Origin of the sequence: Actinomadura coerulea, assembly GCF_014208105.1 — a bacterium.
Classification (GTDB): domain Bacteria; phylum Actinomycetota; class Actinomycetes; order Streptosporangiales; family Streptosporangiaceae; genus Spirillospora; species Spirillospora coerulea.
Window position 1 is genome coordinate 3,342,668 of sequence record NZ_JACHMQ010000001.1, and the last position, 14,504, is coordinate 3,357,171.

Annotated in this window: 11 protein-coding genes; 5 read left to right on the plus strand and 6 right to left on the minus strand. The window is 73.9% G+C overall.

What is annotated here, in order from left to right:
• Positions 1-32 precede the first annotated feature (32 nt).
• On the minus strand, positions 33-2,429 hold the full coding sequence (lon, locus tag BKA00_RS15315) for an endopeptidase La (RefSeq protein WP_185025645.1): 2,397 nt from the start codon (positions 2,427-2,429) through the stop codon (positions 33-35).
• Between the two features lie 592 nt (positions 2,430-3,021).
• On the opposite strand from lon, the gene BKA00_RS40440 reads away from it, so the two are divergent.
• Both BKA00_RS40440 and BKA00_RS15325 read left to right on the plus strand, forming a co-directional pair.
• On the plus strand, positions 3,022-3,873 hold the full coding sequence (locus tag BKA00_RS40440; protein ID WP_185025647.1) for a phosphotransferase: 852 nt from the start codon (positions 3,022-3,024) through the stop codon (positions 3,871-3,873).
• 576 nt (positions 3,874-4,449) lie between these two features.
• Positions 4,450-5,691, plus strand: coding sequence for an MFS transporter (locus tag BKA00_RS15325; RefSeq protein WP_230299215.1), 1,242 nt, complete (start codon positions 4,450-4,452; stop codon positions 5,689-5,691).
• Between the two features lie 648 nt (positions 5,692-6,339).
• Here BKA00_RS15325 and BKA00_RS15330 read toward each other — a convergent pair.
• The 3 genes from BKA00_RS15330 to BKA00_RS15340 all read right to left on the minus strand — a co-directional run bounded on the left by BKA00_RS15330 (position 6,340) and on the right by BKA00_RS15340 (position 8,091).
• Positions 6,340-7,263, minus strand: a complete 924-nt coding sequence (locus BKA00_RS15330; RefSeq protein WP_185025648.1) for a bifunctional helix-turn-helix transcriptional regulator/GNAT family N-acetyltransferase — start codon at positions 7,261-7,263, stop codon at positions 6,340-6,342.
• 73 nt (positions 7,264-7,336) lie between these two features.
• Positions 7,337-7,648, minus strand: a complete 312-nt coding sequence (locus tag BKA00_RS15335; protein WP_230299216.1) for a DUF3817 domain-containing protein — start codon at positions 7,646-7,648, stop codon at positions 7,337-7,339.
• A gap of 86 nt (positions 7,649-7,734) precedes the next feature.
• Positions 7,735-8,091 (minus strand): hypothetical protein, encoded by a 357-nt coding sequence (locus BKA00_RS15340; RefSeq protein ID WP_185025650.1) that lies wholly within the window; start codon positions 8,089-8,091, stop codon positions 7,735-7,737.
• A 96-nt stretch (positions 8,092-8,187) separates the two neighbouring features.
• Between BKA00_RS15340 and BKA00_RS15345 the strand changes: the two genes are divergently transcribed.
• The 3 genes from BKA00_RS15345 (at position 8,188) to BKA00_RS15355 (ending at position 12,837) form a co-directional block, all read left to right on the plus strand.
• On the plus strand, positions 8,188-9,561 hold the full coding sequence (locus BKA00_RS15345; RefSeq protein WP_185025651.1) for an SWIM zinc finger family protein: 1,374 nt from the start codon (positions 8,188-8,190) through the stop codon (positions 9,559-9,561).
• Complete coding sequence (locus BKA00_RS15350; protein WP_185025653.1) at positions 9,558-12,203, plus strand: DUF7824 domain-containing protein; 2,646 nt, start codon at positions 9,558-9,560, stop codon at positions 12,201-12,203. Before BKA00_RS15345 ends, BKA00_RS15350 begins: the two co-directional genes overlap by 4 nt.
• A 91-nt stretch (positions 12,204-12,294) precedes the next feature.
• The gene (locus BKA00_RS15355; RefSeq protein WP_185025654.1) at positions 12,295-12,837 is read left to right on the plus strand and encodes a methylated-DNA--[protein]-cysteine S-methyltransferase; all 543 of its coding nucleotides are present in this window, start codon (positions 12,295-12,297) and stop codon (positions 12,835-12,837) included.
• A 31-nt stretch (positions 12,838-12,868) separates the two neighbouring features.
• On the opposite strand, the gene BKA00_RS15360 is transcribed toward BKA00_RS15355, so the two are convergent.
• A complete protein-coding gene (locus tag BKA00_RS15360) occupies positions 12,869-13,783 on the minus strand; it encodes an oxidoreductase (RefSeq protein ID WP_185025656.1) in 915 nt (304 codons plus the stop codon).
• 129 nt (positions 13,784-13,912) lie between these two features.
• The gene (locus BKA00_RS15365; protein ID WP_185025658.1) at positions 13,913-14,401 is read right to left on the minus strand and encodes a glutathione peroxidase; all 489 of its coding nucleotides are present in this window, start codon (positions 14,399-14,401) and stop codon (positions 13,913-13,915) included.
• Positions 14,402-14,504: the final 103 nt, after the last annotated feature.

Consider the following 14,504-nt stretch of genomic DNA (forward strand, 5'->3'; position numbering starts at 1 on the left):
CGAACCCGGCACGGGCGTTCCGCGCGCCGCGATCAGACGGCGACCGGGGTGGTGGCGGGCTCCAGGGCCAGGTCCAGCACCTCGCGGACGTCGCTGACGGCGAACACCGTCATCTTCTCGAGCACCTCCGCCGGGACGTCCTCCAGGTCCGGCTCGTTGCGCTTCGGCACGATCGCGGTGGTGATGCCGAGCCTCGACGCGGCCAGCAGCTTCTGCTTCAGCCCGCCGATCGGCAGCACCCGCCCGGTCAGCGACACCTCACCGGTCATCGCCACGTCCGAGCGCACCGGGCGGCCCGACAGCAGCGACGCCAGCGCCGTCGTCATCGTGATGCCCGCGCTCGGGCCGTCCTTCGGGATCGCGCCGGCGGGCACGTGGACGTGCACGCCGCGGTCCTTCAGGTCGCCGACCGGCAGCTCCAGCTCCGCGCCCCGCGAGCGCAGGTAGCTGAGCGCGATCCGGGCCGACTCCTTCATGACGTCCCCGAGCTGGCCGGTGAGCGTCACGCCGGTGTCACCGGTCTCCCGGTCGGCCAGCGACGCCTCGATGTAGAGCACGTCGCCGCCCGCGCCGGTGACGGCGAGGCCCGTGGCCACGCCCGGCACACCGGTCCGGCGCTCGTTCCTGCCCAGCTCGACCTCCGGGGTGAACCGCGGCCGGCCGAGGTAGTCCTTCAGGTCGTCCGCGCCGATCCGGACGGGCAGCGCCGCCTTCCCGAGCGCGACGTTGGCCGCGACCTTGCGCAGCACCCGCGCGATCGAGCGGTCCAGGGACCGGACGCCGGCCTCCCGGGTGTACTCGGCCGCCAGCAGCCGCAGCGCGTCGTCGCCGAAGGCCACCTCGGACGCCTCCAGCCCCGCCTTGTCGAGCTGGCGCGGCAGCAGGTGGTCGCGGGCGATCGTGACCTTCTCGTGCTCGGTGTAGCCGTCGAGCTGCACCAGCTCCATCCGGTCGAGCAGCGGCCCGGGGATCGCCTCCACCACGTTCGCGGTCGCCAGGAACAGCACGTCGCTCAGGTCGAGCTCCACCTCCAGGTAGTGGTCCCGGAAGGTGTGGTTCTGCTCGGGGTCGAGGACCTCCAGCAACGCCGCGGTCGGGTCGCCCCGGTAGTCGGCGCCGACCTTGTCGACCTCGTCCAGCAGGACGACGGGGTTCATCGTCCCCGCCTCCCGGACGGCCCGGACGATGCGTCCCGGGAGGGCGCCCACGTACGTGCGGCGGTGCCCCCGGATCTCGGCCTCGTCCCGGACGCCGCCCAGGGCGACCCGGACGAACTCGCGTCCCATGGCCCGCGCGACCGACTCTCCCAGCGACGTCTTGCCGACCCCGGGAGGACCGGTCAGCGCGAGCACCGCGCCGCTTCTGCGTCCGCCCACGACCCCCAGGCCGCGCTCCTCGCGCCGCTTGCGCACGGCCAGGTACTCGACGATGCGCTCCTTGACGTCGTCGAGACCCGCGTGGTCGGCGTCGAGGATCTCCCGCGCGCCCGCGATGTCGTAGGCGTCCTCGGTCCGCTCGTTCCAGGGGATGTCGAGGACGGTGTCCAGCCAGGTGCGGATCCAGCCGCCCTCGGGCGAGGCGTCGGACGACCGCTCCAGCTTGTCGACCTCCTTCAGCGCCGCCTCGCGCACCTTCTCGGGGAGGTTCGCGGCCTCGATCCGGGCCCGGTAGTCGTCCTCCTCGTCGGCCGGGTCGCCGTTCAGCTCGGCCAGCTCCTTGCGGATGGCCTCCTGCTGCTGGCGCAGCAGAAACTCCCGCTGCGTCTTCTCCATGCCCTCCTGGACGTCCTTGCGGATGGTCTCCGCGACGTCCAGCTCGGCGAGGTGGTCCCGCGTCCACCCGATCACCAGGGTGAGCCGCTCGACGACGTCGACGGTCTCCAGGACCTCGATCTTCTGCTCGTCGGTGAGGTACGGCGCGTACCCGGCGTTGTCGGCCAGCGTGGAGGGGTCGTCGATCCGCTGCACGACGTCCACGACCTGCCAGGCGCCCCGCTTCTGGAGGATCGCGCTGACCAGCCCCTTGTACTCCTTCGCCAGCTCCTGCGCGCGCCCGGTCGCCGGCGGCGCCTCCACCGCCGTCCCCTCGACCCACAGCGCCGCCCCCGGCCCGGTCGTCCCGGTGCCGATCCGCACCCGCTCCACGCCGCGGACGACCGCGCCCGGCTCACCGCCGGGCAGCCGCCCCTCCTGCTCGATCACGCCGAGCGTGCCGATGCCGGCGTACTGCCCGTTCAGCCTGGGCACCAGCAGCACCCGCGGCTTGGCCGCCGACCGGATGCCCGGCCCCTTGGTCTGCGCCACCGCCCGCGCGGCCTCGACGGCGGCCCGGACCTCGCCGCTCTCCGACAGGTCCAGGGGCACCACCATGCCGGGCAGAACGACCCCGTCTTCCAGGGGCAGCACCGGCAGCGTCAGGGTCTCGCTCATGCTCAGCTCCAACTCAGTAGGACACCCAACCGCAAGATTGAGTCACTCACACTCAAGAAAACGGAGCAGCATTTTGTTTCCGCAGCAACGTTCGCTCTCAGCGATCAACTCGCCGCTACGGTCCGGGACGGCCGGTGGCCGTCCCGGTCCGGTGCACTGGGGTCTGGCAGCCGTGTCCGGACGTGGCGGCGCCGGCGCATGAACCGGGCCACGGGCCCTGAGCGCGGCGGAGGGCGCCTGCGGGTCGGCGGGCTGACGCCGCCGCCCCCCGCGCGGTCGCCAGTGGCCTCTCCACCGACCCGCGCCGATGCGTATGGCGCACGGTCCCGCCGGGGTGTCCCGTCCGCGCGAACCCTTCCGGTTCCAAACTCAGGTCTCCGGGCACAGCGTCACGTTCGGATCAGCTCTTTTCCCGGTGTCGGCGACACGCGAAAACTACCCCGGGGCGACGGGCGTGGCCCATGGAGAAGACCGCCGTCGAGGCCTCTTCGCGTGAGCTTGCAAGACGTCGGCGGCTAGGGGATAGTCTCCGCAAGCCCCATCCAGGACGGGGTCCGAGTGAACTCGCCGAAAATCAGATCAAGGAGAAACAGTGGCTAAAACAAACAAGAATTTTCGCCCGGATCCGGTAGGCGCCGAGATAGAGATTCCAGCCAATGTGAACGAAGCCGTGACGGCTTGTTGGCCCGAACTGGCTCCCGCTTGGCTGAAGAAGGCTCCGGACGAACTAGCGGGAATATGCGAGCGATACGAAGGACGTCCCGTTCGGACCTTCAACGCTCGCTACGGGTTCGTGGTCGAGATCGCAACAGCTCATGAACGGCTGGTCGTCAGGTCCACTCCCGATCCACGGGGAATGGACCAGGCCCAAGTAGCGCAAGCACTGTTCAACATGGGCGTGGGTCCGCGGATCCACGATGTCGTTCAGACACCGGTCAGCGTGTGGACCGTAGCAAGCCGCATCTTCCCGGGTGACTCCCTGAAGGGCGAGACAGTCCCGGTTGAACGCCTGGCTCCGATCTTTCGGAAGATGCTTGACCGGAAGACGGAGAATGACAGGCTTCCAACTCTCGTCGACTGGTTGCGCTCCAGACTGAATGACGAGAGGTCGAACGACCTCCCGTCAGGACGTACCTGGGCCTCACAGGTCGAGCGACGACGAGCGGCCGCCATCCTCGAGGACTTGGGAACCGAGGACTCGAACATGGTCTGTCATGGCGACGCATCCTCGAGCAACATTCTCGTCGGTGACGGCGAGGAACTGTTCCTGGTCGATCCTCGCGGGGTCAGCGGCGACGTCTGCTATGACGTGGCTGTAGCCGCGTGGAAGACCCCCACTGATGAACAGGCGTCGGTTCGGGCCGCGAATCTGGCACGCCTGGTCGGAGTCGACACGGAACGTGTCCAGGCATGGCTGGTCATCGCGAAGGCAGCCCGCGTCTAGCGGCGATCTCCATGATTCGGGCGAAGGAGCGCGTAAGCGAACGAGCCTCCCGGGATGGCAGCCGGCCTGTGACCGCGAGCTGCCCATCGTCCGTCCCAACGCCCGGATCGAGCGGGGCCGGGACGGGACGACATCAATCGACCAGCCGCACTCGTGCGGCCGGTCCCGACCGAAGGCGCGGGCGGGCCCTCAGCATCCCCGCCCGCGCCTCTCCGCATGGAGATCTCGAGCAGTGCGGGACTGGCAGGACGACCACTACGTCTGCGCCGTCTGCGGGGGCTCCCTGCCCACCACCTGGAACATGGACGAGCCCGAGTCCCCCTCGCGCTAAACCGTTTGCGGAGGGGGCGAGGAGCGTGCCAGGGTCGGCGCGAAGTCGTCCGGTGCGCTACGGGAGGTCGCGCGTGTACACCGTTCTCCGCAAGGCCACTACCGGCGTCTCGGCGGCGGCGGGGCGCGCGGCGGCCTAGGCCGGCACCGCTCCACGACGCCGAGACGGTCCGCGCGGGGGTCGCTCCCCCGCCGTCCCGGCCTGCGCGGATTCCGCGCCGGTGTCGACTTCGACGTGGAGCATCCGTGTCCTCCCCTCTGTCCGCGGCGGACGCCTCGATCGACCGCCGCCTCCTCTTCCTCCTGTCCCTGACCTGCGGCGTCGCCGTGGGGAACATCTATTTCCCGCAGGCGGTGAGCCCGCTCGTCGCGTCCGGCATGGGCGTGGCGCCGGACTCGGCGGCGCTCGTGGTGACGGCGGCGCAGTCCGGGTACGCGGCCGGGAACTTCCTGCTGGTGCCGCTCGGCGACCGGTTCCCGCACCGCCCGCTGATCGTGGCGATGCTCGCCGTCACCGGGGCGGCGATGCTCGGCGCGGCGGTCGCGCCCGGGCCGGCGTGGCTGATCGGCGCGAGCGCCGTGGCCGGGGTCACGACCGTGGTCGCGCAGGTCATCGCGCCGATGGCGGCCGGCCTGGTGGCCGCCGAGCGGCGCGGCGCGGTCATGGGGACGCTGCTGGCCGGGTCGATCGGCGGCATCCTGCTGGCCCGCACCTTCGGCGGGCTCGCCGGGGAACGGCTCGGCTGGCGGGCCCCGTACCTGATCGCCGCCGTGGCCACCCTGGCGATCGCGGCGGCGCTGGCGTTCGCGCTGCCCGCGACCGTCCCGCCGTCGCGGCAGTCCTACCCGGCGCTGCTGGCGGCGCCGCTGCGGCTGCTGCGCGAGGAGCCGGATCTGCGGCGGTCGTGCCTCTACCAGGCGACGCTCTTCGGCGGGTTCCAGGCCGTCTGGACGGCCCTCGCGCTGTACCTGACCGGCCCCGAGTACGGGTTCGGCGTGCAGGCGGTCGGCGTCCTCGCGCTGGTCGGCGCGGGCACCATGGCCGCGACGCCCGCCGCGGGACGCCGGGTCGACCGGCGGGGCCCGGAGCCGGTCAGCCTCGTCGCGATCACCGGGACGATCGCGGCGGCCGGGGTGCTGGCGCTGGGCGCCCTCGGCGGCGCGCCGGGGCTCGCGGCGCTCGCCGCCGGGACGCTGCTGCTGGAGGTCGCGATGCAGTCCGGCATGATCGCGAACCAGGCGCGGATCTTCGCGCTGCGCCCGGACGCCCGCAGCCGCGTCAACACGGCCTACATGACCTGCGCGTTCCTCGGGGGCAGCACCGGCTCGTGGCTCGGCGCGGGCGCCTGCACGCGGTTCGGCTGGACGGCCGTCTGCGCGCTCGTGGCCCTGCTGGCCTGCGCCGCGCTCGCCCGGCACCTGGCGCACCGCCCCGCCCGCGCGGAGCCGCGGGGCAACGGGGAGGCAAAGGCCCCTTCGCGATCATGATTCTTTGCCCGGGGGCCGGTTTACGTGCGCATGACGCGAGGGTACCTAACGCAACGAGATCGTGACGCAGGGTGAACGGCAGGTACTCGGGCGGCAAAGCCCCAGGTGGAACGTTGGGAGGCGGCACATGATCCACATGAACCGTGGCGAACGGGCGGACCGGGCCGCCTCCGCGCCCCCTTCCCCGCGCGGCCCGGTCCGTACGGCCGAGAACGTTCGCGACGTACCGCGCCGCGGCCGGCCCCGCCCCCCAGCGGGAGCCGCGGAGGGCGGGCACGGCGACACACCTCGGGTCCTCGGCCGTACCGGGCCGGCCCAGCGCCGGCGTCCTCCCCCGGGCCCCGTGCCGCTCGCCCCCGCGGCACCGGCGCCCCCACAGGCCGGACCGGCCGCGGCGCGCAGCCGCGCCGCCGGTCCGGCCGCAGGCATCCGGGCGCCGCGCAGGCGCCCTCTCCCGAGCGCCGGGCGAGCGCCCGCGTCCGGCGCGGCGACGGAAGGAGGTGGGAGCCAGACCCGATTCGAACCGGCGCGCAGCCGGTGAGCTCAGGCGGCCGGTACTCCGTCCGACCCCCGTCCCGGCCGCCTACGCAGTCAGGGATCGCTGCGGAGCAGGGCCCGTGGAGGAGCGACACCCTCCACGGGCTCCGTTCACAGCTTCCTGCGCCAGACCTGCCCGTCCACGACGTCCCCGAAGCGCTCCACCGGGGCCTCCCGCTCCGCCAGGACGAACCCGGCCCGCTCGTAGAGGCGGTGCGCGGGACGCTGCAGCGCCGTCGTCCACAGCATGATCTCGGCGTAGCCCGCCTCGGCGGCGAAGTCGACGCACGCGGCGACCAGCGCCGCCCCGACGCCCGTCCCGCGGGCCCGCGGCTCGACGTGCAGCAGCCGTAGCTGCGCGACGTCGTCCTCCCGGCGGACGCAGAACACCGCGCCCAGCCGCTCCCCGTCCGATTCGGCGATCCAGGCGTTCTCCCGCTCCGGGTCGTGCCCGCGCACGTAGTCGGCGACGACGGAGGCGACCAGGGCCTCGTAGGTGCGGTCCCAGCCGCACTCCGCGTCGTAGAGGGCGCCGTTGCGCTCCACCACCCAGCCGAGGTCGCCGGGGCGCAGCGGGCGCAGGGCGAAGCCGGCTTCGCGGGGACGCTCCCCGAGGACGTCCTGGACGGTGCGCATCGCCGCCAGCAGGCGGCGGCGGTCGCCCGGGGCGAGGCCGTCCAGCAGCTCGCGGATCTCGGCGACGGACCGCTCGTCCAGCATGGCGAACACCTCGCGGCCCCGCGCGGTGAGCCGGACGATCTGGCGCCGGGCGTCCCCCGGCGCGCGCTCCCGCGCGACGAGGCCGTCGGTCTCGAACCGGGCCAGCATCCGGCTGAGGTAGCCGGCGTCGAGGTCGAGGGCGCGGCGCAGGGCCAGCACCTCGCTGTCCTCCCGCTGCGCCAGCTCGAAGATCACTCTCGCCTCGGTCAGCGAGTACGGGGAGCGGACGAGCCCCTCGCCGAGCACCCCGATGACGCCGGTGTAGAAGCGGTTGAACGCGCGGACCGTGCCGACGTCCTCCAGGGTCGCCTCCATGCCCGCCTCCTAATGTTTGACTCAGTCAAACATTAGGCGAGACGGGCGCCGCACACCAGTCCCCCGGGGACCGTCAGACGCTCGCCTCGGCCTTCGCGGGCGGCAGCTCCCGCGCGTCGCGGACCACCCGGCGCTCGACGAAGAAGGTCATCAGCGGCACCACGCCGCCGAGGACGATCATGACCATCCGGCTCAGCGGCCAGCCGGTGCGCCGCCACAGGTCGTAGGCGACCACCAGGTAGACCATGTAGAGGAAGCCGTGGACGGGCGCCACGATGCCCGCGAGCGCCGGCATGTCGGTGGGCCCGTACTTGAGGATCATGCCGATCACCAGCAGCACCAGCAGCGTGCCGACCACCAGCGCCAGGATCCGGTACCTGGTCACCGCGCCTTCCACAAGAACAGACCTTTCGTTCGGCGGCCCCTCGGGCGGGGCGGATCCCCCCATGGGCGGGGCGTGCGGGACGCGGGTCAGCCGCGCCCGCGGCTCTCGGAGTTGAGCCGCGCGAGGTAGCGGTTGTACGCCGCGAGGGCGGGGTCCTCTTCCTCCTGCCGGCGGATGATCTCCCGCTTGACCTCGGCCTCGGCGGGCTCCTCGATGATCCTCGGCGCGGGCCGCACCCCGGCCCGCTCGTCCCGGATCATCTTGACCCACATCACGATCACGAAGATCGCGAAGATCGGCCACTCGAAGGTGTAGGCCCAGCTGCGGTCGTTGCCGCCCTGGGCCCGGTCGAACTGCCACCAGCCGAAGCCGAGGAACGCGCCGCACAGCACGATCGCGAGCGCGTGGAGCCCGAGCCAGCCGGGGGTGAGGAACCGTCGCACGTCAACGAGCCTACCCCCGGTCCCGCGGCCCCCGACCGCGACCCCGGCCCGGCGCGCCGGGCCTGGTTTGTCAGCCCGAAGCCCTACGTTTCCGGCATGGCGAGCAGCACGGTGGCGGCAGGGGCCGCGCAGTCGTACCGGTACACGAGGCCGTCCGGGCTGGACGAGGGGCTCCTGGGGCTGTCCACGTCCGGCGGGACGACGAGCAGCGGGCCGCAGGCGCACCCGCACTTCTTCAGCGGCGCGCTCACGCGGCCGGCGGCCGCGGCGGCCGGCCTGCTCGCGCTGGCCGACGTCGCGCAGACCCGGTACTTCCAGCCGCGGCCCACCTCGTTCCGGGATCCGGTCGTCACGTGCAACGGCGACCGGATCCGGATGGAGTCGTTCTCCGCCTGCGGGGGCGTCTACGCGCGGCTGGACGTGCTGGAACCGGCGCTGGACGGCGAGGTGCACGAGCGCGGCACGACGAACGTGGACGTGAACGGGCCGCTGCGCGAGGCGCTCGCCCGCGTGGGCGGGTCCGATCCGCTGCACCTGGCGGTCGGCGCCGGGGAGATGGCCGTCACCACGATGGACGGGGCGGTGGTGGAGAAGAAGGTCCCGCTTCCCGACCGCTGGCTCCGCGGCTTCGCCGAGGTCCAGGTCATCACGGCCGGGTTCGACCCGCGCGGGGAGCTGGGCGGGCCCGACGCGGTGCGGTTCCTGCGGTCCCTGCCGCGCGGGGGGCGCGGACCGCTGTGGGTCGTCCCCGCGGGCCGGACGCTGCGGGTCGCGGCGCGCCCGTCCCCCGGGGCGGTGTGCCTGGCGGGGCCCGACCGGCTGCGGACGATGCTGCCGCTGCTCCGCTTCGCGAAGGCGCTGCGCGTCTACGGGCCGCCCGTCGCCGGCGGGAGCGGGCCGGTGTCGAGCGTCTGGGAGCTGGAGCTGCCCGGCATGCGGTACGTCCTGACGCTGTCGCCGCAGCACTCGCGCGGCTTCTCCGGGGAGGGCGCCGTGCTGGACGCCGTCTCGACCGACGAGGCGGCGGGGGACGCCGACCTGCTCGGCGCGCTGCTGTCCTTCGAGCCGCGGGTGGAGCCGGGCCTTCTGGCCGAGCGGTCGGGGCTCCCGCTCGCGCGGACGAAGACGGCGCTGGTGCAGCTGGGGACGTCCGGCCGCGTCGGCTTCGACACCGCCGAGGCCGCGTTCTTCCACCGGGAACTGCCCTACGACCCGGCGCGGGTGGCCGACCTCAACCCGCGGCTGCGTTCGGCGCGCGCGCTGGTCGCGGAGGGCGCCGTGCGGTTCACCGCCGAGGACGCGGCGGTCGTCGTGAGCGGCGGCGGCGAGCGCCACGTCCGCTTCGACGGCGACCGGGCCGCCTGTACGTGCCCGTGGTGGTACGACCATCGGGGCGAGCGCGGTCCCTGCAAGCACGTCCTCGCCGCCAGGATCGTCCGCCGCGGGGCGAGCGTGGAGGCGGCCCGATGAGCGCCCGCGGGGACGACCTCCAGAAGGCCCTCGACGCCGGCGACGTGCGGCTGACGGCGCGCCTGGTCGCCGAACTCGACGACGACGCCCGCCGCGCCGTCGCGAAGGACCTGCCCGACCGCCTGAAGGCGATGCGCGCCGCGGCGCCCCACGGCGCGCTGCCCCACAAGACGCTGGAGCCGCTGCTGGTCGCCGGTGCCGGCACGGTCGGCGGACCGGCTGCCGCGGCCGCGTGGCTCTGTCGCCGCGAGCTGCGCCTGTGGTGGACGCAGAACGGCCACGCCCAGACCTGCGCGGCGCTGTGCGCGGTCACGTCCGCGCACCCCGACGAATGGCGCGCCGACGTCGCCCACCGCGTCGCCGCCCGGATCCGCGTCTCCGAAGGCGAGTCGATTCTGTGGCACATGGCGGCGGCGCTGGCCGAGTCGGCCGGGACGGTCCCGGATTCGGACGGCTTCGTGGTCGGCTGGGTGACCGAGCGCGACCTCCCCGGCGCCGACGACCCGTTCCTGGACGCACTCGTCCCGAAGCTGTTCGAGGTGAACGCGGTGGGCGGCGCCCTCGCCGAGGATGAGGCGAGTCCCCAGTGGAAGAGCGTCCGGAAGGGCACCTGGGCCGGCGCCCTCTCCGGCATGGCCGCGACCGGGCGGCTCGACCGCGCGCTCCTGCTCGACGGCTGCGTCCGCCGCTTCCTGCGCGGCGGCACCGTCCGCGACCTGCGCTGGTTCATCGCGCTGCACGACGCGCTGGAGCCCACCGAGGAGGACACGGCCGCCCGCGCGCGCGACTACGTCCGCCTGCTCCCCGCCGCGCCCTCGACCGTCGCCGGCCTCGCCCTGCGCCAGGTCCGCCGCGTCGACGACGGGGGCGGGCTCGACGCGGCGCTGTTCGACGAGGCCGCGGACGCGGTGCTGTTCCGGCCCGAGAAGAAGCTCGTCCAGGCCGCGCTGACGTGGCTCGACCGCACGGCCCGCAAGCGCGACCGGGTCGACGCCACGCTGCGCGCCGTCACGGCCGTCTTCGGCTCCGACGCGCTCGACCTGCGCGAACGGGCCGTCGCCGTGGCGGCCAGGCACGCGGGCCACGCGGGCGGCGCCGTCCGCGAGGAGGTGCGCGCCGCCGCCCGCGACCTGCCCGCCGTCCTGCGCGAGCCCGTCGCGGCGGCGTTCGGCGCGGTCGAGGCCGCCGCCGCTCCCGAGCCGCTTCCGGGCCCGCCGCCCTTCACCCCGCGCGAGGCTCCCGCCGCGATAGGCACCCTCGGCGAGCTGGCCGAGGAGTTCGCGGTCCTGCTGCGCGCCGACGAGGAGTGGCGCACGTCCGAACGCTTCCTGGCCGCGCTCGTCGAGTTCGCCTACCGCGACCCGGAGGCGACGCGCGCGGCCCTCCGCAAACCCGCCGACGACCTCGCGTCCTGGCTCACGGACGCCGACAGCCATTCCTCCTGGCGCGTCTACATCCGGGAGAGCTGGATAGAGTTCCCTGTGCAGAGCCTCCTGCGCCCCGCGAAGTCGCATGGCCTCGCCGAAGCACTGGCCTCCCTTCTGAATGGGCGGTCCCGCAAGGCGGGGACGGTGTTCCACCCGCAGATGGAGCGCTTCCTCACCCTGCGCAGGCACGAGATCGCGTCCGCGGTCGGGAAGGCGCCCGTCCTCCTCGCGACCCCGACCGAGGGCAGCGGCCACGTCGACCCCGGCGTCCTGGTCGCGCGGCTCGAACGGATCGAGGCGGCGGGCGCCGAACCGGGGCGGGCCGACCTCATGCAGGCGATGCTGCGCGTGCCCCGCGAGATCGACCCGGCCGCCGCGGCCCGCGCGAGACGGTTGGCGTCCAAGGCCGGCCGAACCCTCGCCGCGTGGCTGGCGGACGGCGGGCTCACCGACCCCGCCGTCGAATGCGCGGTCCTCGACAAGCCCCTCGCGAGCGTCCGCGGCCGAACGATCCGGCCGCCGACCCGGATCCTGTCCACGGTGGACGCCCCCGGCGACTCCGACATCGCCCACCTGTGCGCCTTCCCGGAAGAAGGCTGGACGGACTTCGGGACGGCGGGCATCAGGTCGGCCCAGGCGTTCTGGCCATCGATCCTGCCGTCCCACCGAGAGGTGGCCGCCGCGCATCTCGTCCCCCACCTGGCGGGCGCGGCCGAGGACGACCTCGGCCAGGGCGCCGTCATGCTCGACCTGGCCGGGGCCGACGGGCCCACCGGCGCCGCCACCGGGACGCTGCTCGCCTGCGCTCTCGCCCACCGGAGCCAGAACGAGCGCGCGGACGCCGTCGAGTCGCTGCTCGTCCTCGCCGCCCGGGGCGACCTGCCGGCGGCCGAGACGGGAACGGCGCTCGGACGGCTCGCCGCCCTGAAGCGCCTCACCCTCCCCCGCGCCGTGAAGGCCCTCACGGCGGCCGCCGACGGCGGCGGGCACGCCGGGGTCTGGGCAATCCTCGCCGCGGCGCTCCCGCACACGCTCCCCGCCCCGGGCGAGCGCGCCGTGACCGGCGTGCCCGACCTCATCGCCCTGGCGACCCGCCTGGCGGAGACGACCGGCGCCAAGGACGCCGTCCCGGGCCTTGAGGACGTGGCGGCCCGCGGCGGTTCCAGCCGCCTGGTGAAGGAGTCCGCCCGCCTGCACCGGGCGCTCGCAACGTGAGGGCCCGCGGCGGTGTTGACCGTGATACCGGAACCGGCGGAGGTGCCGGTTCGATATGGGACGCTGAGCCAGGCGGAAGGAGCGCTGAACGATGACCGGGACCCTGGCGTTCGGCACGGTCGACACCGTGCTCGGCCGCCTGCTCGTCGGCGAGACCGAGACGGGGGTCGTCTCGCTGCACTTCCACGACACCCCCGCCGCGCGCGCCCGCACCGCCAAGGCGACCGGGCTGACCGTCGTGGACGCCCCCGCCCGCCTCGCCCCCGCGCTGGCGGCCCTGCGGGACTACTTCACCGGCGACCTGAAGCACTTCGAGCTGCCCATCGACTGGCGGCTCACGTCCGACGTCCAGCGCCAGGTGCTCTCGACGCTGTACGAGACCGTCCCCTACGGGCAGGTCCTCACCTACGGCGACCTGGGAGAGCGCAGCGGCACCGGCGTCCACGCCCAGGTCATCGGCCAGGTGATGGGCAGCAACCCGATCCCTCTGATCGTCCCCTGCCACCGCGTCGTCGCCTCGAACGGGCTCGGCGGCTACAGCGGGGGCTCCGGCGTCGAGGTCAAGCGCTGGCTCCTCACCCTCGAAGGCTCCGTCCCCGCCACCCTCGACTGGGACATCGACCGGGGGCCGTGACCCGCCGGGCCACGCGCCCCCGCGGGCCGCGCTAGGCCTTCGCCTGGGCGTACGTGACGCCCGTGAGGGTCTCGGAGACCTGCCAGAGGCGCTCGCCGAGGCCGGGCCGGTCCGCCTGCCGGGGCGTGGGGACCCTGGCCGGAGCCCCTCGGTACTGGAACAGGCGGGGGCCGTAGCAGGCACCGCCCCGCACGTCGGGCGCCGTCGCGGCGTAGAGGGACGGGAGCGCGCCCGCGGCGGCGGACTGCGCCATCACCGCGTTTCCCAGGCCGGTGGCCTTCTCCATGAGCGTGTTGCCCTGCATGCGCGGCCCCGTCTGCTGCAGGTTCGTCGCTGCGTAACCGGGGTGGGCGGCGACGCTGGTCACCTCGGGGACGCGCCGGTCCAGCTCCTTGGCGAAGACCAGGTTGGCGAGCTTGGCCTGGCTGTAGGCGGTCCACTTGCGGTACCGGCGCTCGCCCTGCAGGTCGCCGAAGTCGATGCGTCCCGTCCAGGCGAACGCCGAGGTGACGGTGACGACGCGGGCGGCCGGGGCGGCGCGCAGGGCGGGCAGCAGGAGGCCGGTGAGCGCGAAGTGGCCGAGGTGGTTCGTACCGAACTGCATCTCGAACCCGTCGGCGGTGGAGCGGCGCGGGATCGCCATCACCCCGGCGTTGTCGACCAGGATGTCGAGCGGCGCCTCGCCGTGCCGGGCCGCGAACTCCCGTACGGACGCCAGGTCGGCGAGGTCCAGGGAGTCGAGGACGAGGTCGCCCTGCGGCGCGGCGGTCCTCATCCGCTCCAGTGCGGCCCGGCCGCGCTCGGCGCTGCGGCAGGCCAGCACGACGGACGCGCCGTGCCGGGCGAGCTGGAGCGCGGTGTGGTAGCCGATGCCGCTGTTGGCCCCGGTGACGATCGCCCGCCGCCCGCGCAGATCGGGGATGTCGCCGGCCGTCCATCCGCCCATGGGGCACCTCCACGTCATATCGCGAATCCACAAGTTAGACGGGCCATCGAATACGAGGCAACGCCCGCGCGACGTGGCGCGATTCACACCCCGGCCGACGCGCCCCCCGGCCGGAGGGCGCGTCCCCGGTCAGGCGGGAAGGGCCCCCTCGATGGCGGTGACGACCTCGGCGGCCTCCGGCTCGGTCTGGGGCGCGAAGCGGGCCGCGACGGCGCCGTCCGGAGCGATCAGGAACTTCTCGAAGTTCCACCGGATGTCGCCGGTGTGGCCCTCGGCGTCGGGGACGCCGACGAGCTCCCGGTACAGCGGGTGCCGGCCGTCGCCGTTGACCTCGATCTTCTCGGTCATCGGGAACGTGACCCCGTAGGTCGCCGAGCAGAACTCGGCGATCTCCTCGGAGCCGCCGGGCTCCTGCCCCATGAACTGGTTGCAGGGGACGCCGAGGACGGTGAAGCCCCGTCCGGCGTACGTCTCCTGCAGCCGTTCCAGGCCGGAGTACTGCGGAGTGAGGCCGCACTTGGAGGCCACGTTGACGACCAGTACGGCCTTGCCCCGGTACTGCTCGAGGTCAGCGGGCCCGCCGCGCAGGCCCTCGATCTCTACGTCGAAGACAGACATGTGGCCGATCCTAGGAGATCGCTCCGCGGATCGGCCCCGTCCTCGCCGCTGACGCCGCCGGCGAACGGGTGGTTCCCGCCGCCGGCCGCCCTCACGCCCTCAG